Source organism: Rhodanobacter sp. C06 (assembly GCF_002001105.1).
Lineage (GTDB): Bacteria > Pseudomonadota > Gammaproteobacteria > Xanthomonadales > Rhodanobacteraceae > Rhodanobacter_A.
Genome location: NZ_MUNP01000070.1, coordinates 69621 through 93678 on the forward strand (window position 1 = coordinate 69621; position 24058 = coordinate 93678).

At 67.0% G+C, this 24058-nt stretch carries 25 protein-coding genes; 16 read left to right on the forward strand and 9 right to left on the reverse strand.

What is annotated here, in order from left to right; genetic code table 11:
• Position 1: 1 nt before the first annotated feature.
• Positions 2–1147, reverse strand: coding sequence for a pyridoxal phosphate-dependent aminotransferase (locus B0E52_RS15130; protein WP_077485169.1), 1146 nt, complete (start codon positions 1145–1147; stop codon positions 2–4).
• Positions 1148–1188: 41 nt separating this feature from the next.
• Positions 1189–2154, reverse strand: a complete 966-nt coding sequence (locus B0E52_RS15135; RefSeq protein ID WP_077485170.1) for a LysR substrate-binding domain-containing protein — start codon at positions 2152–2154, stop codon at positions 1189–1191.
• 227 nt (positions 2155–2381) lie between these two features.
• Between B0E52_RS15135 and B0E52_RS15140 the strand changes: the two genes are divergently transcribed.
• Genes B0E52_RS15140 through B0E52_RS15185 form a run of 10 tightly spaced genes read left to right on the forward strand, consistent with a single transcriptional unit; the run spans position 2382 to position 8521 of the window.
• Complete coding sequence (locus B0E52_RS15140; RefSeq protein WP_254426823.1) at positions 2382–2765, forward strand: hypothetical protein; 384 nt, start codon at positions 2382–2384, stop codon at positions 2763–2765.
• Between the two features lie 3 nt (positions 2766–2768).
• Entirely contained in the window at positions 2769–3143 is a 375-nt protein-coding gene (locus B0E52_RS15145) for a GntR family transcriptional regulator (protein ID WP_077485172.1), read from the forward strand.
• The gene (locus B0E52_RS15150) at positions 3140–4009 is read left to right on the forward strand and encodes an ABC transporter ATP-binding protein (protein ID WP_077485173.1); all 870 of its coding nucleotides are present in this window, start codon (positions 3140–3142) and stop codon (positions 4007–4009) included. The genes B0E52_RS15145 and B0E52_RS15150 overlap by 4 nt, the downstream gene beginning before the upstream one ends.
• A complete protein-coding gene (locus B0E52_RS15155) occupies positions 4006–4983 on the forward strand; it encodes a hypothetical protein (RefSeq protein ID WP_254426824.1) in 978 nt (325 codons plus the stop codon). The genes B0E52_RS15150 and B0E52_RS15155 overlap by 4 nt, the downstream gene beginning before the upstream one ends.
• 32 nt (positions 4984–5015) lie before the next feature.
• On the forward strand, positions 5016–5726 hold the full coding sequence (locus B0E52_RS15160) for a hypothetical protein (protein WP_077485176.1): 711 nt from the start codon (positions 5016–5018) through the stop codon (positions 5724–5726).
• 33 nt (positions 5727–5759) lie between these two features.
• Complete coding sequence (locus B0E52_RS15165; RefSeq protein WP_077485178.1) at positions 5760–6323, forward strand: DUF2884 family protein; 564 nt, start codon at positions 5760–5762, stop codon at positions 6321–6323.
• A 23-nt stretch (positions 6324–6346) separates the two neighbouring features.
• Entirely contained in the window at positions 6347–6886 is a 540-nt protein-coding gene (locus B0E52_RS15170; protein ID WP_077485179.1) for a DUF2884 family protein, read from the forward strand.
• A gap of 31 nt (positions 6887–6917) precedes the next feature.
• On the forward strand, positions 6918–7304 hold the full coding sequence (locus B0E52_RS15175; RefSeq protein ID WP_077485181.1) for a PDZ domain-containing protein: 387 nt from the start codon (positions 6918–6920) through the stop codon (positions 7302–7304).
• A 37-nt stretch (positions 7305–7341) separates the two neighbouring features.
• Positions 7342–8052 carry a DUF4386 domain-containing protein gene (locus B0E52_RS15180; protein WP_077485182.1) on the forward strand — a complete coding sequence of 237 codons (711 nt, stop codon included), beginning with the start codon at positions 7342–7344 and terminating at the stop codon, positions 8050–8052.
• A gap of 55 nt (positions 8053–8107) precedes the next feature.
• Positions 8108–8521 carry a DUF6326 family protein gene (locus B0E52_RS15185; RefSeq protein ID WP_077485184.1) on the forward strand — a complete coding sequence of 138 codons (414 nt, stop codon included), beginning with the start codon at positions 8108–8110 and terminating at the stop codon, positions 8519–8521.
• A 26-nt stretch (positions 8522–8547) separates the two neighbouring features.
• Here the strand turns inward: B0E52_RS15185 and B0E52_RS15190 are convergent, their stop codons facing one another.
• Complete coding sequence (locus tag B0E52_RS15190; RefSeq protein WP_077485185.1) at positions 8548–9930, reverse strand: class II fumarate hydratase; 1383 nt, start codon at positions 9928–9930, stop codon at positions 8548–8550.
• 251 nt (positions 9931–10181) lie between these two features.
• Between B0E52_RS15190 and purB the strand changes: the two genes are divergently transcribed.
• Together purB and B0E52_RS15200 are read left to right on the forward strand one after the other, a co-directional pair.
• Positions 10182–11549 (forward strand): adenylosuccinate lyase, encoded by a 1368-nt coding sequence (gene purB, locus B0E52_RS15195; RefSeq protein WP_077485187.1) that lies wholly within the window; start codon positions 10182–10184, stop codon positions 11547–11549.
• Between the two features lie 96 nt (positions 11550–11645).
• Positions 11646–12452: a TIGR04325 family methyltransferase gene (locus B0E52_RS15200; RefSeq protein ID WP_077485188.1), complete on the forward strand. Its 807-nt coding sequence runs from the start codon at positions 11646–11648 to the stop codon at positions 12450–12452.
• A gap of 58 nt (positions 12453–12510) precedes the next feature.
• Here the strand turns inward: B0E52_RS15200 and gstA are convergent, their stop codons facing one another.
• The gene (gene gstA, locus B0E52_RS15205) at positions 12511–13128 is read right to left on the reverse strand and encodes a glutathione transferase GstA (protein WP_077485190.1); all 618 of its coding nucleotides are present in this window, start codon (positions 13126–13128) and stop codon (positions 12511–12513) included.
• A gap of 173 nt (positions 13129–13301) precedes the next feature.
• Between gstA and B0E52_RS15210 the strand changes: the two genes are divergently transcribed.
• Together B0E52_RS15210 and B0E52_RS18440 are read left to right on the forward strand one after the other, a co-directional pair.
• Entirely contained in the window at positions 13302–13685 is a 384-nt protein-coding gene (locus B0E52_RS15210; protein ID WP_077485191.1) for a helix-turn-helix domain-containing protein, read from the forward strand.
• A gap of 100 nt (positions 13686–13785) precedes the next feature.
• Entirely contained in the window at positions 13786–14448 is a 663-nt protein-coding gene (locus B0E52_RS18440; protein WP_139351715.1) for a hypothetical protein, read from the forward strand.
• A 71-nt stretch (positions 14449–14519) separates the two neighbouring features.
• Here the strand turns inward: B0E52_RS18440 and cysK are convergent, their stop codons facing one another.
• Together cysK and cysG are read right to left on the reverse strand one after the other, a co-directional pair.
• Positions 14520–15461 (reverse strand): cysteine synthase A, encoded by a 942-nt coding sequence (cysK, locus tag B0E52_RS15215; protein WP_077485193.1) that lies wholly within the window; start codon positions 15459–15461, stop codon positions 14520–14522.
• A gap of 175 nt (positions 15462–15636) precedes the next feature.
• A complete protein-coding gene (gene cysG / locus B0E52_RS15220; protein WP_217316702.1) occupies positions 15637–17115 on the reverse strand; it encodes a siroheme synthase CysG in 1479 nt (492 codons plus the stop codon).
• 456 nt (positions 17116–17571) lie between these two features.
• Here cysG and B0E52_RS15225 point away from each other — a divergent pair, with 456 nt between their 5' ends.
• On the forward strand, positions 17572–18555 hold the full coding sequence (locus tag B0E52_RS15225) for a LysR substrate-binding domain-containing protein (protein WP_077485196.1): 984 nt from the start codon (positions 17572–17574) through the stop codon (positions 18553–18555).
• Positions 18556–18756: 201 nt separating this feature from the next.
• Here the strand turns inward: B0E52_RS15225 and B0E52_RS15230 are convergent, their stop codons facing one another.
• From B0E52_RS15230 to B0E52_RS15240, 3 genes are all read right to left on the reverse strand, one after another.
• The gene (locus B0E52_RS15230) at positions 18757–19494 is read right to left on the reverse strand and encodes a phosphoadenylyl-sulfate reductase (protein WP_077485197.1); all 738 of its coding nucleotides are present in this window, start codon (positions 19492–19494) and stop codon (positions 18757–18759) included.
• Positions 19491–21176 (reverse strand): assimilatory sulfite reductase (NADPH) hemoprotein subunit, encoded by a 1686-nt coding sequence (gene cysI, locus B0E52_RS15235; protein WP_077485199.1) that lies wholly within the window; start codon positions 21174–21176, stop codon positions 19491–19493. The genes B0E52_RS15230 and cysI overlap by 4 nt, the downstream gene beginning before the upstream one ends.
• 87 nt (positions 21177–21263) lie before the next feature.
• The gene (locus B0E52_RS15240; protein ID WP_254426825.1) at positions 21264–23087 is read right to left on the reverse strand and encodes an assimilatory sulfite reductase (NADPH) flavoprotein subunit; all 1824 of its coding nucleotides are present in this window, start codon (positions 23085–23087) and stop codon (positions 21264–21266) included.
• A 158-nt stretch (positions 23088–23245) separates the two neighbouring features.
• On the opposite strand from B0E52_RS15240, the gene B0E52_RS15245 reads away from it, so the two are divergent.
• The gene (locus B0E52_RS15245) at positions 23246–23995 is read left to right on the forward strand and encodes a sulfite exporter TauE/SafE family protein (protein ID WP_077485203.1); all 750 of its coding nucleotides are present in this window, start codon (positions 23246–23248) and stop codon (positions 23993–23995) included.
• Positions 23996–24058: the final 63 nt, after the last annotated feature.

Sequence of the window (24058 nt, forward strand, 5' to 3'; positions counted from 1 at the left end):
CTCACAGTTTGCACAGCCGCTCGGCGGCCGCCTCCATGGTGGCGTCGCTCTTGGCGAAGCACAGGCGCAGCAGGCGCGTGCCCGGCGCGGTTTCGCAGAACGGCGACAACGGGATCGCCGCCACGCCGCCCTCTTCCACCAGCCAGCGGCTGAAGGCGAGATCGTCCTGGTCGCGGATCGCGGAGTAGTCCACCAGCTGGAAGTAGCCGCCCGGCACGTCCAGCAGCTTGAAGCGCGAGGACGCGAGCAGCGCGCGGAAACGGTCGCGCTTGGCCTGATAGAACGCGGGCAGTTCCAGGTAGTGCTGCGGATCGCTGGCGAGGAATTCGGCGAACGCATGCTGCGCGGGATGGAAGCTGCAGAACGTGAGGTACTGGTGCACCTTGCGGAATTCCGCCGTGAGCGCCTTGGGCGCCACCGCGTAGCCCAGTTTCCAGCCGGTGCAGTGGTAGGTCTTGCCGAAGGAGGAGATCACGATGCTGCGCGCGGCCAGCTCCGGATGACGCAGCACGCTCTCGTGCTGCCGGCCGTCGTAGACGATGTGCTCGTACACCTCGTCGGACAGCACCACGATGTCCGTGTCGCGCACGATCGCGGCGAGTTCCTCGAGATCGGCCGCCGACAGCACCGCGCCCGACGGATTGTGCGGGCTGTTGATCAGGATCATGCGCGTGCGCGGCGTCACCGCATCGCGCACGCGCTGCCAGTCGACGGCAAACGTGGGCGCGATCAGCGGGAGGTGCACCGCCTTCGCACCCTGCAGCTCGATCGCCGGCTCGTAGCTGTCGTACGCGGGATCGAACACGATCACTTCCTCGCCCGCGCGCACCACCGAGGCGATGGCGGCGAACAGTGCCTCGGTGGCGCCGGAAGTCACCGTGATCTCGGCATCCGCGTCGGGGCGATGGCCGTACATGCGCTCGGTCTTCGCCGCGATCTGCTCGCGCAGCGGCGCAGTGCCGTGCATCGGTGCGTACTGGTTCCTGCCCTCGTTCATCGCGCGCGCCAGCGCGTCGCGCAAGCCCTGCGGCGGCTCGAAGTCGGGGAAACCCTGGCCTAGGTTCACCGCCTTGTGCTGCAGCGCGAGCTGGCTCATCACGCTGAAAATGGTGGTGCCGACCTTGGGGAGCTTGGTGTCGATCTTCATCGCGTTGCCGTATGGAAGTCCAAACAAAAGCCTAGCATGCGTCACAACTCCGGCAACGCCCGCTTCCTGCACTCCTCATGCTTGCGCAAGGTGGTCGCGGGCAGGCGCTCGGCGAGGAAGTCCACCAGCGCGCGCACGCCCGGCAACATGCCGCGGCGGCTGGGGTAGATGAAGTGCATGGTGCCTTCCGGCGCGCTCCACTCCGGCAGCAGCACCTCCAGCTCGCCGCGGGCCACCGCCGGCGCACAGACGAACTCCGGCAGCAGGGTCACGCCGATGCCGCGGCGCGCCGCTTCCAGCAATACCGCGAAGTCGCCGCAGATCAGCCGCGCCTGCACTTCCACGCTGACGCGCTCACCCGCCGCGTCGATCAGCTCCCAGGTCTGCGGGCCTTCGTGTTCCTGCATCGACAGCGCCGGCAGCTTGGCCAGCTCGTCGGGATGGCCCGGTCGCCCCAGCGCGTCCAGCAATGCGGGGCTGGCCACCGGCAGCACGCGCGACTGGCCGAAGCTGCGCACCACCATGTTGGTGTCGGTGTCGAGCTTGCTGCGCACGCGGATCGCCACGTCGTAGCCCTCGCCGAGCAGGTCCACGCGGCGGTCGCTGGAAAGCACGCGCACTTGCAAGCGCGGGTATTGCGCCATGAAGTCCGGCAGCACGTGGGCCAGGATGGTCTGGGTGAGCGACACCGGGCAGCTCAGGCGCACCACGCCGCGCGGCTCGGCACGCAGCTCGTCCACCGCCTCCTGGGCGGCACGCGCCTCCTCCAGCACCGCGCGGCAATGCGCGTAGAAGCGCTCGCCCACCTCGGTGACCACGAAGCGACGGGTGGTCCGTTGCAGCAGGCGCACGCCGAGCCGGTCCTCCAGCTGCGCCACCCGTTTGCTGAGCCGCGACTTGGGCACGCCCAGCGCCCGCCCCGCCGCGGAGAAGCCGCCGTGCTCCACCACGGCCGCGAAGAAATAAAGGTCATTGAGATCCTGCAAGGCGCCGCTCAATAGCGTCATGAGTGTTTCCTCTTTCGAACGACGACGCGGATCGGGGCGTCGGGCCTGGGCATTGTTCCGAATATATCGCGATCAGGCCTCCAGACAGATGATTCCGCCTCGGTTCGACGAAGCCACCCCTGCCATCAGTCATGTTGCCAAACCGGCAGGTTCCGCTTGACGAGTCAAGTTTCAGTGTTATAGTTCACTACAACACCGGTCCACGAGCTCACTAGAGGAGAGCCGACATGAACGCGAAGCACGAGTCCAGCATGAACCGCCCTGCCGTCGTTGCCGACGACGTCTTCGTCTCCACCCTGATCCCGGCCCGGCGCTGGATCGCCACCGCCGCCGCCGTGGTGATGACCAGCCTGACCCTGGCGCTGGTGAACCTGCCGATCCGCACGCCCGAGGTCGCCTGGATCAACGGCATCCACGTGACCAACCTGGCGCCGGTCGAGGTGATTCCCACGGCCGCCGAACTGAAGGCCGCGACGCTGCTGGAACACGCCGCAGTGGGCATCGCCACCTTGCCCGACGGCGGCAGTGCCGCGCGGCTCGGGGCGCAACTGGCCATGCCCTACTATTCGTTTGGCTCTTCGACGGCCGGCATCGCCAGCAGCAAGGAATAATCCATGACCATCACCTGGAACGACAGCATCCCGATCTATCGCCAGCTGCACCAACGCGTGGTGGCGATGATCCTGGATGGCGCCTTGAACGAGGGCGACCCGCTGCCGTCGGTGCGCCAGGTGGCCGCGGATTTCCAGATCAATCCGCTGACCGTGTCGAAGGCGTACCAGGAGCTGGTCGACGAACGCTTGGTTGAGAAAAGGAGGGGCTTGGGCATGTTTGTCATCGAAGGAGCACGTGAGGAACTCTTGAAATCCGAGCGTGAGCGTTTCCTGCGCGAGGAATGGCCCGCGCTGTACGCCCGCCTGCAACGGCTGGGCCTGGACCTGAAGACGCTGCTGCGCGAGGCGCCGTCCGAGCCGGAGAAGCACGCATGAGTACCAACGCCAACACCGTCGTCTCGGCGCGCGGCCTCAGCAAGCGCTACAAGAACGCCGCCGCGCTGGATAACGTGAGCTTTGAGATCCAGCCTGGCCGCATCGTGGGCCTGATCGGCCCGAACGGCGCCGGCAAGACCACCGCGCTGAAGGCCATCCTCGGCCTCACCGATTTCCAGGGCGAGCTCTCCGTGCTGGGCCTGGACCCGCGCAAGCAACGCGGCAAGCTGATGGAGCAGGTCTGCTTCATCGCCGACGTGGCGGTGCTGCCACGCTGGATCCGGGTGCGCGAGGCGGTGGACTTCGTCGCCAACGTGCACCCGCGCTTCGACCGCAAGAAGTGCGAGGCCTTCCTCGCTCGCACCAAGCTGCAGCCCGAACAGCGCGTCAAGCAGATGTCGAAGGGCATGATCGTGCAGCTGCACCTGGCCCTGGTGATGGCGATCGACGCCCGCCTGCTGGTGCTGGACGAGCCCACCCTGGGCCTGGACATCCTCTACCGCAAGCAGTTCTACCAGAGCCTGCTGGAAGATTACTTCGACGAGAACAAGACCATCATCGTCACCACCCACCAGGTGGAGGAAGTCGAGCACATCCTCACCGACCTGATGTTCATCCGCGACGGCAGGATCGTGCTGGACGCCGACATGGATGCGGTGGGCGAGCGTTTCGCCGAGCTGATGGTGGGCGCCGACCGCACCGCCGAGGCCCGTGCACTGAAACCCATCGACGAGCGCCAGGTGTTCGGCAAGAGCATCTTCCTGTTCGACGGCGTGGCGCGCGCGCAACTGGAAGCGCTGGGCGAAATACGCCGCCCGTCCGTCAGCGACCTGTTCGTCGCCACCATGAAAGGGACCTACGCATGAAAACCCCGGCTCTGAACGAAATGTACTGGCTGGTGAAGCGCGAGTTCTGGGAACACCGCGGCGGCTTCCTGTGGACGCCGGTGATCGTGGGCGGTGTGTTCCTGCTGCTCAACTTGATGGGCATCATCGCCGGTGAGGTGCTTGGCGGCCATTTCAATGGCCACGCCAATTTCATCGGCAATAACATGCATCTGTTCGACCGGGCGCTAACCGGCGCCGATGCCAACAAGATCGGCGCCGGCCTGGACATCATGATGTTCTCCACCAGCGCCTTGGTCAGCATCGTGCTTGGCTTCGTGGTGTTCTTCTACTTCCTGGGCGCGCTTTACGACGATCGTCGCGATCGCAGTCTGCTGTTCTGGAAATCGCTGCCCCTGTCGGACTCGGCCACCGTGCTTTCCAAGGTCGTGGCCGGCACGATACTGGCGCCGGTGATCGCGGTGATTTGCGGAGTGTTGACCGGCATCGGCATGTTGCTGCTGTTCGCCGTCACGCTGTCCTTCCACGGCATCGGCGTATGGCAATTGCTGACCTATGCCCACCCCTTCCGCGTCACCGCCAACCTGATCGGCGCCATCCCGCTGTACACGCTGTGGGCACTCCCGGCCACCGGCTGGCTGCTGCTCTGCTCCGCCTGGGCGCGCAGCAAACCCTTCCTGTGGGCTGTCGCGCTGCCGGTGGCGGTAGGCTTGGTGTTGTGGTGGTTCAACCTGCTCGGCGGCCGCATCATGGGCGGTAACTGGTACTGGCACGACGTGTGCGGCCGCATCCTGCTCAGCGTGTTCCCGGGTGGCTGGATCGGCCCGCAGCATTACGCCGACCTGGGCGGCACCGTGGATCACACGATGGACTTCCTGAGCCTCGCCAACGCCTACAGCGTGATGGGCACGCCCAGCTTCTGGATCGGCGCGGTCGCCGGCTTGGCCCTGCTCGCCGGCGCGATCTGGCTGCGCCGCTGGCGCGACGACAACTGATATCCAGTCGCACTCAAACGGGGAGAACAACAATGAAAGGCAACGCGTTCACCGGCAGCATCCTTGCGCTGGCCCTGCTGCTGCCGCTCACGGCCTGCAGCCAGTCCAGCCAGAGCGACACGGGCACCAGCGCCAACGGCGACGTGGCCAAGGCGATGCAGGAGGCCCGGCAGCAGACCTCGCCATCGGTCATTGCCGCGGAAGTGCAGAAAGGCATCGACAAGGCCAAGCAGGAGCTGGTCACCCAGGACCTCGACGTCACCAATGTTCGCATCGGCAAGGGCGAGCACGACAGCCACGACGACCGTCCCAAGGCCGCGATCACCCCGCGGGGCGACCTGCTGATCGCGGGCAAGAAGGTTGATGCCACAGCGGAACAGCATGCGCTGCTGCTGGATTACCGCCAGCATGTCATCGGCATCGCCGAGGCCGGCATGGATATCGGAGCGAGCGGCGCCGACCTGGGCGTCAGCGCTGCCCGCGAGGCGATCCTCGGCGCGCTCGCCGGCAAGAGCGACAAGGAGATCGAGGCCAGCATCAAGCCGCAGACTGACAAGATCCAGGCCGCCGCCTTGCGCCTGTGCAAGAAGCTGCCCGACCTGCTCGTCTCGCAGCAGAAACTGGCCACCGCCATGCCGGCGTTCCAGCCCTACGCCACGATGACCCAGAAGGACGTCGACGACTGCGGCAAGGACATCGCCGACAGCAACGGGAAGAAGGGCTTCGTCATATTCTCCGACTGATCGGTGCCCACCACACGCCAACGGAACCAGCTGATGAAACTGCACCACCTCGCCTGCGCTCTGCTGATTTTCGCCCTGCTCGCCGCCTGCGGCCGTGACAGCGGCACCACCATCGCCGGCGGCAACGGCAACATCCAGCTGCGCGACGGCGTGGCGGTGATCCACGTCACCGGTCAGCCCGAGGCGCGCGTCAGCGGCGACGGCGACCTCAGCATAGCCGGCAAGCCGGTGACGCTCAGCTCCGACCAGCGCGACCTGCTCAAGCAGTACTACGTGGGCGTCTACAAGATCCGCAGCGAGGGCATCGCCACCGGCAAGGCCGGCGCCGCGTTGGCTAGCCAGGCCGTGGGCAGCGTGATGTCGGGACTGGCGCACGGAGACACCGACCGGATCGGCAAGGACATCCAGGCCCAGGCTGGCAAGGTCACCGCCCAGGCCGCCGCGATCTGCGACGGCCTGGAGCAACTGCGCGCCGCGCAGGACGCCGTCGCCGCCCAGGTCGCGGCGTTCCGCCCCTACGCCACGCTGGACAAGGACAAGGTGGCGAAGTGCAAGCAAGGGATGGACGAGGCGAACCGTTCGCTGGCGGGGCACTGAACTCGAAGGAAGGAACCACAACCATGTACGGCAAGCTGCTCAAACCTCTCGCCGCCGCTGCACTCGTCTGCGCCGTGACCGCCTGCGACGTGCCCGACACCATCATGGAAAACGGCGCCATCACGCTGAAGGGCGATGCCGTCACCCTGCATCTCATCAGCGCGCCCACGGCGGTGATCCATGCCGATGGCAACTTCGTCGTCAACGGCAAGAGCATCGCCATCACGCCGGCCGAGCGCGCCTTGTTGGTCCGGTATTACCAGAGCGTGCATGCGGTGTACGAAACCGGCGTCGCCATGGGCAAGGCTGGTCTCGATATGGCCGCCAAGGCGGTCACGGCCACGGCTTCATCCTCGACTGACAAAGCGACCACGGATGTTTCCGGGCGCGTAGCCAGCCTCAGCCAGGACATCTGCAAGGACGCCGCCGCGATCAAGGCAGTCCAGGACCAGCTCGCCGCGCAACTGGACGCCTTCAGGCCTTACGCATCCATCGTCGGCGCATCCGATCTTGATGACTGTCGGAGCGACGCCAAGGCGAACCCATCGCCGACGACGCCTTGATTCATTTCCTTGCCACCTCGGAGATAGCCCCATGCGACGCCTGATCCTGCTCGGCGCCCTCGCCGCTGCTACCGCCTTCGCGCTGCCTGCGTACGCGGGCCTCTATGTGTACATACACGGCACGCGCGACATGCTGACCTGGCATTCTCCCGATGGCCGCGCGCTCGACCTCACCTCTCCCGACGGCAAGGGCATCCGTGTCGCCCGCATCGAGCCCGCCGACCGCGACGGCATGAAACCGGGTGACGTGATCGCCGCCGTCGATGGCCAACCCGTGGCGCACGTGGTCGACCTGATGACCTATGCGAACGCGCACCCGCAAGCCGCCTGCAAGCTGAGCGTGCGCCGCGGCCAAGACGGTCTGCAGCTCGCCCTGCCCGCCGGCGAACTGGCCGCGCTCGTGCATCCACAACCCTGAAACGAACAGGCTTGGTTGCCTGCAGCAAGGAGCATGCATGAACCGTCATGATCGAAATGCACGGCTGGCCGGCTCGCTCTACCTGCTGGTGGTGCTGGTCGCGCCGTATCGCCTGCTCTACGTCCCGAACGTCCTGTTCGTGGATGGCAATGCCGCAGCCACGGCCGCGAACATCGCCGAGCATGAGACGCTGTTCCGTCTCGGCATCGCCGGCGACTTGTTCACCGGAACCATCAGTGTCCTGCTCGCATTGGCGCTTTACCGGCTCTTGAGCGGCGTGGACAGGAAACTCGCCACCGTGATGGTGGCGCTGGGTGTCTGGGATACGCCGTTCTATTTCTTCAACGCTCTGAACGACGCGGCCGCGTTGACCCTTGCGCATGGTGCAGGCTTCCTTGCCGCATTCAACGAGCCTCAACGCGATGCGTTGGCGATGCTGTTCCTGCACCTGCATGGCCAGTTCGTTGTGTTCGCGGAAACCTTCTGGGGATTGTGGCTGATACCGCTGGCGCTGCTGATGTATCGATCGGGCTTTCTGCCCCGACTGCTGGGCGTGTGGCTATTCTTCAATGGCCTCGCCTACATGGCGCAGAGCATCGCGGGCGTGCTGCTGCCATCCTTCGAGGACACTCTGTCCAACATCGCCTTTCCGCTCCAGTTCGGCGAAGTCGCGTTCATGCTGTGGTTGCTGGTGATGGGCGCGCGTCGCGGTTTCCGGCGCACACCGACCTCACCGGCCAATGCGTGAAAGCGCTGCCCGCGTACATGCCGTGCATTCCTCATCCACTCGCAAGGAGACTCGATTGAGCGCAACCGCCAAACCACCGCTCGAACACTTGCATGTCCCCGTGCAGCTGAAGCTGGCCGCGCTGTGGACGTCCGTGATGTTCTGCTACATCTACAACGACTACTTCAGCATGTATGTCCCGGGCACGTTGAAGTCCATGCTCGACGGCCCAACCACGCAAGGCCTGCTGTTGGGCTATATGGCGATGACGGTCGGCGCATGCCTGATGCCGGTCCTTTCGCTGTTGCTGAAACCCGTATTGAGCCGCTGGTTCAACATCGTGCTTGGCGTTGCCTATACCGCCATCCTGATTTTCTTGATGCCCGGCACGTGGCTGTTCTACCAAGCAATGACCGCGATCGAAGTCGTGCTGCAATTGCTGGCCGTCTGGTACGCGTGGCGCTGGCCGCGCAGCAGCGCAGCCGCCTGAGCGCGGTACTGCGTAAACGGCTGACATCACTCCCCGTGGATGCCGCCCTTGGTCAACGCCAGCGGGTCGAGCAACTTCGCCAGCTCGGCCTTCGTGAGCCCGGTGGTCTCCAGCGCCACGTCGATGATCGGGCGGTGCTGCTTGTAGGCCTGCTTCGCGGTGGCCGCGCCCTTCTCGTAGCCGATCACCGGATTCAGCGCGGTGACCAGGATGGGGTTCAGCGCCAGCGCCTGATTCACCCGCGCCTTGTTGACGACGAAGCCCGCGATGCTCTTGTCGGCGAGCAGGCGCGAGACGTTGGCGAGGATGCCGATGGATTCGAGCAGGTTGAGCGCGATCAGCGGCAGCATCACGTTGAGCTGGAAGTTGCCGGACTGGCCGGCCACGGCGATGCCGGCGTCGTTGCCGATCACCCGCGCGGCCACCATCGCCACCGCCTCGGGGATCACCGGGTTCACCTTGCCGGGCATGATGGAAGAGCCGGGCTGCAGCGCGGGCAGCTCGATCTCGCCCAGCCCCGCCAGCGGCCCCGAGTTCATCCAGCGCAGGTCGTTGGCGATCTTCATCAACGCCACGGCCAGGGTTTTCAACTGGCCGGACAGTTCCACCGCATCGTCCTGCGCGGCCATGCCCTCGAACGGGCTTTCCATCGCCTCGAAACGCACGCCGGTGAGCTTCTTCAGCTCGCGCGCCACCGCCGCGCCGAACCTCGGGTCGGCATTGATGCCGGTGCCCACGGCGGTGCCGCCCTGCGGCAGGCGGCGCATGCGCTTCAGCGCATCCTCGATGCGTGCGCTGGCCGAGCCGATCTGCGCGGCCCAGCCGGACAGCTCCTGGCCGAAGGTGACCGGCATCGCGTCCATCAGGTGGGTGCGGCCGGTCTTGGCCACGTTGCGCAGTTGGCGCGCGCGCTGGTCGATGGTTTTCTTGAGGTGCTTGAGCGCGGGCAGCAAAGCTTCGTGCGCCATCAGCGTGGCGCCGACGTGGATCGCGGTGGGAATCACGTCGTTCGAGCTCTGCCCGTAGTTGACGTGGTCGTTAGGGTGCACCTTGGCGCCGGCGCGCGCGGCGAGATGGGCGATCACCTCGTTCGCGTTCATGTTGGTGCTGGTGCCCGAGCCGGTCTGGAACACGTCGATGGGGAACTGCGCATCGTGTTCGCCGCCCGCCACCGCCAGCGCGGCCTTGCGGATGGCCGTGGCCTGGCCCTTCTTCAGGTAGCCCAGCCCGAGGTTGGCCTCGGCGGCGGCGGCCTTGATCAGGCCCAGCGCGCGGATGAACTCGCGCGGCAGGCGCAGGCCGGAAATCGGGAAATTGTCGATCGCGCGCTGGGTCTGCGCGCCGTACAGCGCGTCGGCGGGCACCTTGAGCTCGCCCATGCTGTCGTGTTCGATGCGGAAGTTGGTCATGTCGGTTCTCGCGGGAATGGATTGTTTGCTCGTCATTCCGGCGAAGGCCGGAGGCGCTTTTCAACAGCCGCAGGCTGGTCATCCAGTTTGATTACTCGTGCGTAGCACGCAAACCCGATTCGTGTGCTGCGCACGCATACTTCACTGGATCCCGGCCTGCGCCGGGATGACAGCCAAAAGCCACTATAGACATCCGGGCATCGTGCCGCCGTCAATGTAAAATGGCGGTTTCCCCGTGCCGGAACGCCCCGATGTCGAACCACGCCCTCACTGCCCTGTCGCCGCTGGACGGCCGTTATGCCGGCAAGGTCGAGCCGCTGCGCCCGATCTTCAGCGAGTTCGGCCTGATGCACCGCCGCGTACACGTGGAGATCGAATGGCTGCTGGCGCTGGCCGCCGAGCCGGGCATCGTGGAACTGCCGCCGTTCACCACCACCCAGGTCAAGCAGCTGCATACCATCGCCGACAGCTTCGCGATCGAGGAAGGCGCCCGCATCAAGGCGATCGAAGCCACCACCAACCACGACGTCAAGGCAGTGGAGTACTTCATCAAGGAGCGCATCGGCAACGATGCCGCACTGGGCCAGGCGAAGGAATTCGTGCACTTCGCCTGCACCAGCGAGGACATCAACAACCTCTCCTACGCGCTGATGCTGCGCGACGCGCGCGAGCAGGTGCTGCTGCCGGCCTTCGACCGCATCATCGCCAGGCTGCGCGAGCTGGCGCACGCGAACGCCGCGCTGCCGATGCTCTCACGCACCCATGGCCAGACCGCCTCGCCCAGCACGCTGGGCAAGGAACTGGCGAACGTGGTGGCGCGCCTGGAACGCCAGCGCGGGCAGCTCGCCGCGCTGGAAATTCCCGGCAAGATCAACGGCGCGGTGGGCAACTACAACGCCCACGCCATCACCTACCCCGAGATCGACTGGCGTGCGTTCTCGCAGCGCTTCGTGCAAAGCCTGGGCCTGGACTACAACCCCTACACCACCCAGATCGAGCCGCACGACGGCGTGGCCGAATACTGCGACTCCGTGCGCCGTGCCAACACCATCCTGATCGACCTGGCGCGTGACGTGTGGGGCTACATCTCGCTGGGCTACTTCAAGCAGAAGCTCAAGGAGGGCGAAGTCGGCTCCTCCACCATGCCGCACAAGGTCAACCCGATCGACTTCGAGAACGCCGAGGGCAACTTCGGCCTTGCCAACGCCTTGCTCGGCCACTTCGCCGAGAAGCTGCCGATCAGCCGCTGGCAGCGCGACCTCACCGACTCCACCGTGCTGCGCGCGCTGGGCACCGCGTTCGGCCACACCCTGGTGGCACTGGAGTCGCTGCAGAAGGGCCTGGGCAAGCTCACCGTCAATGCCGAGCGCCTCGCCGCCGACCTCGACGCCAGCTGGGAAGTGCTGGCCGAGGCCGTGCAGACCGTGATGCGCCGCTACGGCCTGCCCCAGCCCTACGAGCAGCTCAAGGCACTGACCCGCGGCCAGGGCATCACCAGGGAATCGATGCGCGAATTCATCGGCCAGCTGGAACTGCCCGCCGAGGCGAAGCAGCGACTGCTGGACCTCACGCCGGGCGGTTATATCGGCTTGGCCGAGGGGTTGGCGAAGGAGATCTGAAGCCGCCACCACACCGGATCGCCGCCGACGCCTCCGGCGTGGTATGTGTAACCGCCAGCACGACCCGACTCGCCCCTCGTCCCGAAGGAGCCAGCCATGAGCCTGCGCGGTATTGCGGTGGAAACCCTGAAACTGCCGGCGCTTCGCCCGCTGGCCAAGCTGCTGTATCGGCGCGCCTTCCGACGCCGACGCCGTGGCAACCATTACATGGGCATCTACGCCAGCCATGCCGAGGCGCTGGCGGCGGTGCCGCCGACGTTCGACAACTTCGACCAGGCGGAAGCCGCTGGGCAATACCGCGACCGCACCCGCGAGTTGTGGATCGGCGACTACCCGGTGCTGTACTGGCTGGAACGCCTGGTGGACGTCGGCAACCGCCGAGTGTTCGACCTGGGCGGCCACATCGGCGTGGCCTACTACGCATTCCAGCGCTTCCGCCCCTACCCAGCCGACCTGCGTTGGCTGGTCAGCGACCTGCCGACCACGGTGGCCGCCGGGCGCGAGTGGGCGCGCGAACACGACGCCAGCGGCCAGTTGGACTTCGCCGACGACCGGCAGGCGGCCGACGGCCAGGACGTGCTACTGGTGCTTGGCGCCATGCAGTACTTCGACTACGACTTCGGCGACTGGCTGGGCTCGCTGGCCTCGCCGCCGCCGCATGTCATTGTCAACACCACGCCGATGCACGACAGGTGCGACTTCCACACCCTGCAGAACATGGGCTTCGCCTGCGTTCCTTACCACGTACAGTCGCGCCCCGCCTTCGTGGCAGCCATGGCGCGGCAGGGCTATCGCGTGGTGGACGCTTGGCGCAACGACGAGCGCGAATGCCGCATCCCCTTTCACGACGATTGTGACGTGGACGGCTACAGCGGCTTCTATCTGCAACGCGCATCCACCTGAGCCGGGCACGCGAACGGCCGGCACGCGCGGTGCCGGCCGTTCGAGAAACGCCTTTGTTTTAAGCGCCGACCTTGAGCAAACCTTCGGCCTCCATCGCCGCGCGCACCGCCGGGCGCTCGCCCACGCGCTTCTGGAACGCCAGCAGCGCCGGGAAGCCCGAGAGGTCCAGCTCCACGGGCTTCGCCCAGTTGGTCACGGTGAACAGGTAGGCGTCGGCCGCGGTGAACACATCGCCCAGCAGAAACGGCTGCTTCGCCAGCACGTTCTCGATGAACTGGTAGCGGCGCTTCAGGTATTCCTTGCGCTCGGTGCGGGTCGCCTCGGCCGTGTCGGGCTTGAACAGCGGGCTGTAGCTCTTGTGGATTTCCGAGTTGATGTAGCCCAGCATCTCCTGCAGGTGGTAGCGCGGCAGCGTGCCGTTGGCGGGCGCCAGCTTGCTCGCCGGATTCTGGTCGGCGAGGTACTGCACGATCGCCGGGCCTTCGGTCAGCACTTCGCCGCTGTCCAGCTCCAGCACCGGCACGTAGCCCTTGGGATTGACCAGCCAGAAATCCGCACCGCTCTCGGTGCGCTTGGCCTTGCCGTCGACCTTCTCCAATTGCAGCGGGATGCCGGCCTCGAGCGCCACGATGTGCGGGGACAGCGAACAGGCGCCGGGGGAGTAGTAAAGCTTCATGCGATGACTCCGGGTGGGGACGGGAAAATGGATGCGTTCCGATCGAAACCGCGCATCCAAGCCCCGCATGCTACGCCGCCATGGTTACCATTGGATACCATGTACCCACCCGTCAGCCGCAGAATGCGGTAACCCCGCGGTTACCACCGCCCACGCCAGCAGCGAGCCATCCCATGGGTCTCCCCGTACGCAAGAGCAAGGTCGTGCCGCCACCCGCCTGCCCGCTCACCGAAAGCCTGGCACTGCTGCGCGGCGCCTGGGCGCCCAACGTGATCTGGTATCTCAGCGGCGAACCCCGCCGCTTCGGCGAACTGCGCCACGATATCCCGCGCATCTCCGCCCGCGTGCTCAGCGCCCGCCTGCGCGAGCTGGAATCGCGCGGCCTCGTAAGCCGCCGCCTGCTGGCCACCTCGCCGCCCTCCGCCGAATACGCGCTCACCGAACTGGGCCGGGAACTGCTGCCCGCGATCAATGCGCTGGCGCGGGTGGGGCAGAAGCTGATTGCGGAGTGGGATTCACGGGCTTCGTTGGGGAAGAAGGCGCGCGTGGTGGGATGAACGCTTGATTGATTTAGCGACTTGCAGATGTCCGTAACAAGCCGCCGAGTGGATCCGCCAACAATTGCGTGCAACTTAAAACCTGCATTTGGGGTATCGCATGGAAACATTGATTCAAGCAAAAAACATGATTTATGCCGAGATCACCACCTCGGATCCTAATGTCATTCATAGCTACATAGACCGATACAGCACCCAAGCCAACCAATTTTCAGAGCTAATGGCGCGCACAATGGTTGACTGGCATAAACTGGCAGAAGGAGTTAACAAACATGATAAAGTCGCCTTCGTTGCAAACGCTGCATACTGCGCAATCATGCTTCATGTCCAATCGATGAAGCTATTTTTGTCTGGACACATCATCGCAGCCGGAAATTTGTCGAGGCAAACAGTCGAATCAATTGCAATGGCCTTATTATTTTCTGGAAAGACGCTAAATGCGCTTGACCGGTTCATTGATGATAAATACTCAACCAAAAACGCCGTAAGAGATCTCCAGAAGCACCAGAAGATTCTTGGCATTCGCAAAGATGCCATAATCAAACTTGCCGAGGCTGAGAAGTCCTACAATAACTTAAGTCACCTCTCAAAAATTACCATTGCCGTAGCCACATCTTTCACACAAAATGCGCTGTATGTAGGAGCCTCATTCGATGAGGCAAAGATTAACGGTTACGACACTGAAGTCAAGAATCGCCTGAGTCTGGCCAAGGTTTTCCCAAACTTCATCTTGGCGCTTTCAAATAACGTTTCCACATGGTGATGCCCCCACGACGAGCCAAGCAAACGCGCGTAATGCGCCCCGCTTAGCTTCGACGTTAAATCGGCATCCTCTCACTCCACCTCATCCGACCCCTCGTTGACGCCTTCGAACAGGAAGGTCGACAGATAGCGTTCGCCGGTATCCGGCAACATCGCCAACAACACAGAGCCTTCCGGCGCGGTCTTCGCCACGGCTAGCGCGGCGGCCAACGTGGCGCCCGAGGAAATGCCGGTGAAGATGCCCTCCTTCTGCGCCAGCGCGCGCGAGGTGTCGCGGGCCACGGTGTCGTCCACCGTCACCAGCTGGTCGACGACCTTGCGGTTGAGCACGGCGGGCACGAAGTCGGGGGTCCAGCCCTGGATCTTGTGCGGCGCCCACTCCTTGCCGCCGAGCAGCGAGGCGCCGGCCGGCTCGGTGGCGATCACCTTCACTTCCGGCCGCGCCACCTTGAGCACCTCGCCCACGCCGGTGAGCGTGCCGCCGGTGCCCCAGCCGCTGACGAAGTAGTCGAGGCGGCGGCCGGCGAAGTCGCGCAGGATTTCCGGCGCGGTGGTCTGGCGGTGGTAGGCCGGGTTGGCCGGGTTCTCGAACTGGCGGGCGAGGAACCAGCCGTGCTTGCGCGCCAGCTCTTCCGCCACCTGCACCATGCCGGTGCCGCGCGCGGCGGCGGGAGTAAGCACCACCTTGCCGCCGTAGGCGCGGATCAGCTTGCGCCGCTCGACCGAGAACGAGTCGCTCATCACCGCCACGAAGGGGTAGCCGCGCGCCGCGCAGATCGCGGCCAGCGCCACGCCGGTATTGCCCGAGGTGGCCTCGATCACGGTCTGGCCGGGCTTGAGCGTGCCGCGCTGCTCGGCGTCGAGGATGATCGCCAGTGCGAGGCGATCCTTCACCGAACCCGCGGGGTTGAACGCCTCCACCTTCACGTACAGCTCGACGTGCTTCGGGGCGAGGCGGTTGAGGCGCACGATGGGCGTATTGCCGATGGTGCCGAGGATGCTGTCGTAAATCATGGCGGGGCTCCGGACGATGGCCGCACGCGATCATATGTGCGGGTTTGCTAAGGCGATGTGTTCCAGCTTGCCTCCCCTGCGTGCAGGGCGAGGTCGGGAGGGGGCTCGGTGCTGGCAGTTGAAGCACCCCACCCCGGCCCTCCTCTGCAACGCAGGGGAGGGTGCAGTTCTTCGATCAGGCGAGGCGGCGCAAAGGGGCGGCGGCTTCGCGCGGCGGCCACGACGGCTTGAGCCGCCGCACGGCGGCGACGGCTTCGCCCAGCGGCGGCGCACCGAACCAGGCCAGCCGGTCGGCCAGCGCGGCCACCTCGCCCAGGATCAGCAGCGCGGGCGAGCGCACGGCATGCGCGGCGGCGCGTTCGGGCAGGTTGGCCAGGGTGCCGGTGACCACGCGCTGGTTCGCGCGCGTGCCGTTCTCGACCAGGGCAAACGGCGTGCTCGCGGCGCGGCCATGCGCCAGCAGGCGTTCGCGCAGGCTGTCGAGGCCTGCCACGCCCATGTACACCGCCAGGGTCTGCCGCTCCTGCGCCAGCGCGCGCCAGTCCAGCGTGTCCAGCGAATCGCGGCAGTGCGCGGTGACGAAGCGCACCGATTGCGCGTGATCGCGATGGGTCAGCGGCACGCCGGCATGCGCGGCGCAGGCCAGTGCAGCGGTGACGCCGGGCACCACTTCATAGGGAATGCCGTGCTCGCGCAGGAATTCCAGCTCCTCGCCGCCACGGCCGAACACGAACGAGTCGCCGCCCTTCAGCCGCACCACGCGGCGGCCGGCACGCGCGTGCTCCAGCAGCAGCGCATGGATTTCGTCCTGGGTGGCGTGATGCTTGCCGGCCTGCTTGCCCACCTCGATGCGCTCGGCATCGCGGCGCGCCAGTTCCAGCACCTCGGCGCTCACCAGGCGGTCGTGCAGGATCACGTCGGCCTCGTTCAGTGCGCGCAGGCCGCGCAGGGTCAGCAGGCCGGGATCGCCGGGACCGGCGCCCACCAGCACCACCGAGCCGGTCGTTGCGGTGGCGGCCGACCGCAAGGCCTGATCGGCCGCCTCCGCCGCCTGCTTGGCCTGGCCATTGCGCAGCAGCGCGGCCACCGGGCCATCGAAGAGTTCCGTGTAGTAGCGGCGCCGCGCCGCCATGTCGGGGAAGCGGCGGCGAATGCGCTTGCGCAATCGCGCCGCCAGCAGGGCCAGCGGACCCAGCGAGTGATCGAGCAAGGCTTCCAGCCGCTCACGCACGAGCCTCGCCAGCATCGGCGCCGCGCCGCCGCTGGAGATCGCCACCACCAGCGGCGCGCGATCGATCACCGCCGGCACCTGGAAACTGGACAGCTCCGCATCGTCCACCACGTTGACAAAGATGCGCTGCAGGCCGGCCAGCTCGGCGACGCGGGCATTCAGCGCGCCGTCGGCGGTGGCCGCCACCACCAGCCACGCGTAGTCCAGCCAGCCCGGCGCGAACTCGCCGGCGCGATGCGCGATGCGCCCTTGCCGCGCCCAGCGCGCGAGTTGCGGCGTCAGTTCCGGCGCGCCCACGGTCACCTGCGCCCCCGCCGCCAGCAGGGCGGCGGCCTTGCGCTCGGCCACGGCACCGCCACCCACCACCAGCACGGCGCGGCGGGAAAGATCGGCGAACAGCGGATACAGCTTCATGGCGGGGATTCGACGGCGCGGCCTGGGGACGAGCCACGCTACGCACCGCGCCATGCCGGCGGAAATGACTTTCTCGCGGGGGCATATGCCGGTGCGGCATGAATCCGCGAATGTGACTTCCTCCCCTCTCCCTCCGGGAGAGGGTGGCGGTAGCCGGGAGAGGGTTCGGGCGGAGCGAAGCGCCACGGCAAGTCCGAACCCTCTCCCCCAACCCCTCTCCCGGAGGGAGAGGGGAGCACCACCTGGCGCCACACCAATTTTCTCCTCTGAGCATCGCGATCTTATGAACGTCTATCCGTATAGACGTCCGAACAAAAATGCATATACACTCGCCGGCATGGTCAGCATCCATGCCCAACACAACCCATCCAGCGTCCGCCTCATGCGGACCCGGACGATGCGATGTATGCGTGCGCAATCCCATGCCACGCCACATCTCCCATCGTCCTGACTCCCTGGATCGCCATGACCCTGACCCAACTCCGTTACCTCGTCGCCATCGCCGACTGCCGCCTCAACATCACCGCCGCCGCCGAACACGTGCATGCCACCCAGCCCGGGGTGAGCAAGCAGCTCAAGCAGCTGGAGGACGAGCTCGGCCTGCAACTGTTCATCCGCAAGGGCAAGAGCCTGGACACGATCACCGACGCCGGCGTGCGGGTGATCGAGCGGGCGCGGCTGATCCTAGCCGAGGCGCTGAACATCCGCTCGATCGCCGCGAACCTGCGCAACGAGGCGCACGGTGAGTTGCGCATCGCCACCACGCACACCCAGGCGCGCTTCGCCCTGCCCGGCTCGATCGCCGCGCTGAACCGGCGCTACCCGCAGGTCAGCGTGCACCTGCAGCCCAGCGGCGACGCCGAGGTGCTGGCCCTGCTGGACAGCGGTCGCGTCGACCTCGCCGTGGTCAGCACCTCGGGTGCGGCGCCGGCCGGCGGTGTCGCCCTGCCCGCCTACCGCTGGAGCCGGGTGGTGCTGGCGCCGCAGGATCACCCTTTGGCCACGCTGGGCCGCACGCCCACGCTGGCCGAGCTGGCCGCGCAGCCGCTGGTGAGCTACGACTCCTCGAAGCGGCCGGAATCCTCGCTGCGCCGCGTCTTCGCCGCCGCCGGGCTCGCACCGCAGATCGCGATGACCGCCGCCGACGCCGACCTCATCAAGACCTATGTGCGCGCCGGACTCGGCATCGGCGTGCTGGCCGAGATGGCGCTGCAGCCGGGCGAGGACACCGACCTGCGCGTGATCCAGGCCGACGCGCTGCTGCCGCTGTGCACCACCTGGATCGTGCTGCGCAAGGACAGCGTGCTGCGCGACTACACGCTGGAATGGATTGCGCAGTTCGCGCCGCACCTGGACCGCAACGACGTGCGCCGCCTGCTCACCCTGGGCATCGTGCCGGAGACGCCGCCGCGCGTGCCGCACTGGCGCGAGCGCCAGGCAGTCGCTTAACCGAAGCCGTGTAGAAGCGCACCCCCGGATCAAATCCGGGGCAGGCTCTGTGCGCGATGGCTTTTTGAACGTTCATCCCCCCCCTCACCCCAACCCTCTCCCCCAACGGCGAAGCCGTTGGGGGAGAGGGAGAAAAGCGGCACGACGTACGTGGCGTCCCTGCCCAGCCACGGAGTTGCTGGAGAGAGGGAGAAAGCGCGGTCACGGCAGCTCGTGCAGGCCGCACTCGCGCTTGAGCCCGAAGAAACGGGTGTCCTCGGCATCCATGCCCGGCTCCCAGCGTTGCGTGGTGTGGGTGTCGCCGATGGAGATGTAGCCCTGCTCCCACAGCGGGTGGTAGGGCAAGGCGTGCTGTTGCAGGTAGCGGCCCACGTCGCGGTCGCTCCAGTCGGCGATCGGGTGCAACTTCCAGCGGCCCGCGCCCGAGGCAGCTGGCCGCCATTCCAGGAAGTCGATCGCGCGGCGGCTGCGCGACTGGTCGCGGCGCAGGCCGGCGAACCAGCCGTGCACGCCCAGTTCGGCCAGCGCGCGCTGCATCGGCTCCACCTTGCGGATGCGGTTGTAGCGGTCCAGCCCATCGATGCCCTGCTCCCACAGCTTGCCGTAGCGCGCCTCGGCCCAGGCGCGGCCGATGATGGGACGGTAGACCTTGAGGTTGAGCGCGAGCCGTTCGCTCAGCGTGTCGACGAACTGGTAGGTCTCGGGGAACAGGTAGCCGGTGTCGATCAGGATCACCGGGATGTCCGGCGCCTGGCTGGCCAGCAGGTGCAGCGACACCGCCGCCTGCGCACCGAAGCTGGAGGACAGCGCGTGCGCGCCCGGCACGTGCGCCAGCATCCAGCGCACGCGTGCCTCGGCGTCGCACCCGGCCAGCCAGTGGTTGAGTGCGAGCAGCGCCTCGACATCGTTGCCGTCGGCGGGAAGCACGGGCGCGCTCATGCAACGACCTCCAATGCGATCTTTTTCGACGTGAGCACGCCGACGCGCAGCAGGAAGTCGCCGAAGTGCTCGCCCAATGCGCGCTCGCCGGCGTAGCGCGCGAACAGGCGATCCAGCGCCTCCAGGATCGCGGCCTCGTCCACGTTCTCGCGATAGACCTGGTTGAGCCGCTGGCCGCGGAAATCCGCGCCCAGGCGCAGGTCGTAGCGGCCGATCGCGCGCCCGACCAGGGCGATCTCGCCGAGGTAGGGCCGCGAGCAGCCGTTCGGGCAGCCGGACAGGCGCAGCAGGATCGGCGTGTCGAGCAGGCCGTGCGTGTCCAGCAGCGATTCCAATTTCGGCAGCAGTTGCGGCAGATAGCGCTCGCTCTCGGCCATCGCCAGGCCGCAGGTGGGCAGCGCCACGCAGGCGATCGCGTGGCGGCGGATGCCGCTGTAGCGGTGGTAGCCGCCCATGCCGTGCGCGACCACGATGGCGTCGATGCGCGCGCGATCTGCCGCATCCACGTTCGCGACGATCAGGTTCTGGTTGCAGGTGAGCCGGATGTCGCCGGTGTGCACCCGCGCGATCTCGCGCATGCCGCTGAGCCAGCGCACCTCGTCGCCGTCCAGCAGGCGGCCGGACTCCACCTGCAAGGTGAGGTGCCAGCGGCTGTCGTGGCCTTCGATCCAGCCGTAGCGGTCGCCGTTGTGGTCGAAGCGGAACGGCCGCGCCGGTTCCAGCGCGAAGCCCGCGCGCTGTTCGATCTCCGCCTTGACCTTGTCCAGCCCGTGCGTGTCGATGGTGTACTTGAAGCGCGCGTGCTTGCGCTCCTCGCGGTCGCCCCAGTCGCGCTGCACGGCGATGGTGGCCTCGGCCAGCGTGAGCAGGCGCTCGGGCGGCACGAAGCCGATCACGTCGGCGAGGCGCGGATAGGTGGTCGGATCGCCATGGGTGGCGCCCATGCCGCCGCCGATCGCCACGTTGAAACCGGCCAGCTCGCCGCGTTCGAGGATCGCGATCAGACCCAGGTCCTGCGCGAACACGTCGATGTCGTTGAGCGGCGGGATCGCCAGGCCGATCTTGAACTTGCGCGGCAGGTAGGTGGGGCCGTACAGCGGCTCGTTTTCCGCCGCCGCGGCCTCGCCCACCAGCTTCTCGCCGTCCAGCCAGAGCTCGTGGTAGGCGCGCGTCTTCGGCTTCAGGTGTTCGGACAGCCGCGCCGCCCAATCGTAGGCCGCCGCATGCGCCTGCGACTGCACCGGATTGGTGTTGCACACCACGTTGCGGTTGACGTCGCCGCAGGCGGCGATGGTGCTGGCCAGCGCAGCGTCGATCGCGGCGATGGTGGGCTTGAGGTTGCGCTTGATGATGCCGTGCCACTGGAAGGTCTGCCGCGTGGTGATGCGCAGGCCGCTGGAGGCGTAGTCGCTGGCGATCCGGTCGAAGGCCAGCCACTGCGCCGGCGTCATCACCCCGCCCGGCAGGCGCGCACGCACCATGAAGGCGTAGGCCGGCTCCAGCTTCTGCCGGCGGCGCTCGTCGCGGATGTCGCGGTCGTCCTGCTGGTAGCTGCCGTGGAACTTCAGCAACTTGTTGTCGTCTTCGCTGATTGCGCCGGTGACCGGGTCGGCCAGCCCCTCGGCGATGCTGCCGCGCAGGAAGCGGCTGGCGGTCTTGATGTGTTCGAGATGGGAAGGCATGGGGATTCTCTGGAGCATCTGGGTCGCGGCTGAAGCCGCTCCTACGGCGCATGGATTGCAGGAGCAGCTCCAGCCGCGATGCTTTTCTCAATAAACATCGCGGGCGTAGCGCCCTTCCTGCAGCAGTTCGGTCAGCCAGGCACGGGCATCCTCGGCACTCAACCCGCCATGGGCGACGGCCAGCTCGACCAGCGCCTCGTGCACGTCCTTCGCCATGTGCGTCGCGTCGCCGCAGACGTAGAGGTATGCGCCCTCGCGCAACCTGGCGTAGAGTTCGCGCCCGTGTTCCCTGATCCGATCCTGTACATAGACCTTGCTGACCCCATCACGCGAGAACGCGAGATCGAGGCGATGCAAGACGCCGTCCTGCAGCGCCTGCTGCCATTCGGTCTGGTAGAGGAAGTCCTGCGCGAAATGGCGATTGCCGAAGAACAGCCAGTTGCGCCCCGCGGCGCCCACGGCCTGGCGCTCCTGCACGAAGGCGCGGAACGGCGCCACGCCGGTACCCGGGCCGATCATGATGATGTCGCGCGACGGGTCGGCCGGCAGGCGGAAGCGTTCGTTGGCCTCCACGAATACCGGTACCCGTGTCTCGTCACCCGCGGCGGCGAGGAACGCCGAGGCCGCGCCGAGATGGGCGCTGCCATGCGCGTGGTAGTCCACCACGCCCACCGTGAGATGCACCTCGTCCTCGCCCACCGCCTTCGGGCTGGAGGCGATGGAATACAGGCGCGGCGTGAGCGGGCGCAGCGCGGCGACCAGTTGCTCCGCGTTCCAGCCCACCGGATGGCGACGCAGCAGGTCGATGGGCTGGTCGGTGTCGAGCAGGCGGGCCAGTGCCTCGCGCTGCTCCGGTTCCAGCACGCGCGCGAGTTCCTTGTCATTGCTGGCGGCAGCATGCGCGGCCAGCAGCGGACGGCTCAGCCGCGTCAGTTCGCGCTCGTGGCTGAGCCAGCGCCGCAGCGGCAGGCGCCGGCCGTCGTGCGCCACTTCCTGCTCGCCGTCCAGATGCAGCTGGCGCAGCCATTCATCCACCAGCACGGGCGGGTTGCGCGGCCACACGCCCAGCGCGTCGCCCGGCTCGTAACGCAAGCCCGAACCTTGCAGAGAAAGTTCCAGATGGCGCACTTCGCGGGCGCTGTCGCGCGAGACGATGCGCTGGTTCTCCAGCACCTCGGCGGCGAACGGATTCTCGCGGTCGTGCAGCGCGCTGTTCACCGCGTGCAGCGCCACCGGGCGCACGTTCGCCATGGCCGGCGCACCCAACGCCTCGCGCGCCTTGGCCAGCACACCCTCGCTCCAGCTCGCACTGGGCGCCTCGAAATCCACATCGGCCTCACCGAGTTCGGCGAAACGCTGCGCACCCAGCTCGGCGAAGCGCGTATCGAGCCGGCGGCTCACCGCGCAATACTGCGGGTAGCTGGAATCGCCCAGGCCCAGCACGGCGAACTTCAGCTGCGGCAGCTTCGGCGCACGCTTGCCGCTCAGGAACTCGACGAAGCCCAGCGCGTCGTCCGGCGGATCGCCGTCGCCCTGGCTGCTGATAACCAAGGCCAGGTGCCGCTCCTGCGCCAGTTCGCGCACGGCATAGGCGCCGGTGCGCAGGATGCGCACGCTCAGCCCCGCCGCGGTGGCGCGCTCGGCCAGCCGCTCGGCGACCCGGCGCGAGTTGCCGGTCTGGCTGCCGTAGAGCACGGTCAGCCGCTCGGTCGCCGCTGCGTTCGGCGCTTCGGCTGCCGGCGCGATGGTCGGCAGCGCGACGCGCGTGGCCTGCGCCGCGAGCGCGGCACTCCACGCCGAAATCCAGTACAGGTCCGCCGGCGGCAGGCCTTCGGTCAACCGGTGCAGCAGCGTCAGCCGCTCCGCGGCCAGGCCGGGCGTCGGCAATATCGGTCGGGTGGCAGCGCTCACGGCCTTTCCTTTTGGACGTCCATACGTCTTGGCGGCCATGCTAATTCCGCGCTCTTGCGACCTGAAAACACTTGTGGGCATGTGCTTATGCGGGCCGCTCATTTCCGGTGCGCCGGTGCGCGTGCTGACATCCCCGAACCACCTCGCTGCGAGTGCCGATGAGCGCCCTGCCGGAATTCCTCACCTTCACTCTCGTGGGTGTCCTCGCACAACTGGTGGACGGCGCGCTGGGCATGGCCTATGGCGTGACCTCGGCCGGACTGCTGCTGGGCCTGGGCATGCCGCCGGTGATGGCCAGCGCCAGCGTGCATTACGCCGAGACCTTCACTTGCGGCGCCTCGGGGCTCAGCCACCTCGCGGCCGGCAACGTGCGGCGGCGGCTGTTCCTCGCGCTGGCGATTCCCGGCGTGATCGGCGCCCTGCTCGGCGTGTGGCTGGCCGTGCACCTGCCAGCGCAGTGGATGCGCATCGCGCTGACGCCCTACCTGCTCGGCATGGGCCTGTTCCTGCTGCTGCGCGGCGCGAAACGCGCCGGCGAGCGCACCGAACCGCCGCGTGGCACGCCGATCCTGGGGGCCGCCGCCGGGTTCCTGGACGCGGTCGGCGGCGGCGGCTGGAGCGCGCTCACCGCCACCACCCTGCTCGCCCGCGGCCTGCAGCCGCGCGTGGTGATCGGCAGTGTGCACCTCGCCAAGTGCGTGGTGAGCATCGCCGCCAGCGTCGCGTTCCTGTTCGGCATCGGTGCCGGCCACGTCACCGCCGTGCTCGGCCTGATCGCCGGCGGCATCCTCGCCGCGCCGTTCGGCGCGTTCTTCATACGCCGCATCCCGGCGCGGGCTGCCACCGTGCTGGCCGGGTTGGCGGTGCTGGCGCTGGGCATCAACAACGCGGTGCGCGTGTTGCATTGAGGGGCGGCTTGCCGGTTTGCTTGTTGCCATCGGCAGATAAGGCCCCCTCTCCCCCAGCCCCTC

Coding starts and splice junctions, on each gene's coding strand:
- B0E52_RS15175 (WP_077485181.1), top strand. CDS start 6,918: ATGCGACGCCTGATCCTGCTCGGCGCCCTCGCCGCTGCTACCGCCTTC.
- B0E52_RS15140 (WP_254426823.1), top strand. CDS start 2,382: ATGAACGCGAAGCACGAGTCCAGCATGAACCGCCCTGCCGTCGTTGCC.
- cysI (WP_077485199.1), bottom strand. CDS start 21,176: ATGCCTTCCCATCTCGAACACATCAAGACCGCCAGCCGCTTCCTGCGC.
- B0E52_RS15245 (WP_077485203.1), top strand. CDS start 23,246: ATGAGCGCCCTGCCGGAATTCCTCACCTTCACTCTCGTGGGTGTCCTC.
- B0E52_RS15180 (WP_077485182.1), top strand. CDS start 7,342: ATGAACCGTCATGATCGAAATGCACGGCTGGCCGGCTCGCTCTACCTG.
- B0E52_RS15145 (WP_077485172.1), top strand. CDS start 2,769: ATGACCATCACCTGGAACGACAGCATCCCGATCTATCGCCAGCTGCAC.
- B0E52_RS15200 (WP_077485188.1), top strand. CDS start 11,646: ATGAGCCTGCGCGGTATTGCGGTGGAAACCCTGAAACTGCCGGCGCTT.
- B0E52_RS15160 (WP_077485176.1), top strand. CDS start 5,016: ATGAAAGGCAACGCGTTCACCGGCAGCATCCTTGCGCTGGCCCTGCTG.
- B0E52_RS18440 (WP_139351715.1), top strand. CDS start 13,786: ATGGAAACATTGATTCAAGCAAAAAACATGATTTATGCCGAGATCACC.
- B0E52_RS15135 (WP_077485170.1), bottom strand. CDS start 2,154: ATGACGCTATTGAGCGGCGCCTTGCAGGATCTCAATGACCTTTATTTC.
- B0E52_RS15225 (WP_077485196.1), top strand. CDS start 17,572: ATGACCCTGACCCAACTCCGTTACCTCGTCGCCATCGCCGACTGCCGC.
- B0E52_RS15130 (WP_077485169.1), bottom strand. CDS start 1,147: ATGAAGATCGACACCAAGCTCCCCAAGGTCGGCACCACCATTTTCAGC.
- B0E52_RS15190 (WP_077485185.1), bottom strand. CDS start 9,930: ATGACCAACTTCCGCATCGAACACGACAGCATGGGCGAGCTCAAGGTG.
- purB (WP_077485187.1), top strand. CDS start 10,182: ATGTCGAACCACGCCCTCACTGCCCTGTCGCCGCTGGACGGCCGTTAT.
- B0E52_RS15210 (WP_077485191.1), top strand. CDS start 13,302: ATGGGTCTCCCCGTACGCAAGAGCAAGGTCGTGCCGCCACCCGCCTGC.
- B0E52_RS15150 (WP_077485173.1), top strand. CDS start 3,140: ATGAGTACCAACGCCAACACCGTCGTCTCGGCGCGCGGCCTCAGCAAG.
- B0E52_RS15165 (WP_077485178.1), top strand. CDS start 5,760: ATGAAACTGCACCACCTCGCCTGCGCTCTGCTGATTTTCGCCCTGCTC.
- B0E52_RS15170 (WP_077485179.1), top strand. CDS start 6,347: ATGTACGGCAAGCTGCTCAAACCTCTCGCCGCCGCTGCACTCGTCTGC.
- cysK (WP_077485193.1), bottom strand. CDS start 15,461: ATGATTTACGACAGCATCCTCGGCACCATCGGCAATACGCCCATCGTG.
- gstA (WP_077485190.1), bottom strand. CDS start 13,128: ATGAAGCTTTACTACTCCCCCGGCGCCTGTTCGCTGTCCCCGCACATC.
- B0E52_RS15155 (WP_254426824.1), top strand. CDS start 4,006: ATGAAAACCCCGGCTCTGAACGAAATGTACTGGCTGGTGAAGCGCGAG.
- B0E52_RS15230 (WP_077485197.1), bottom strand. CDS start 19,494: ATGAGCGCGCCCGTGCTTCCCGCCGACGGCAACGATGTCGAGGCGCTG.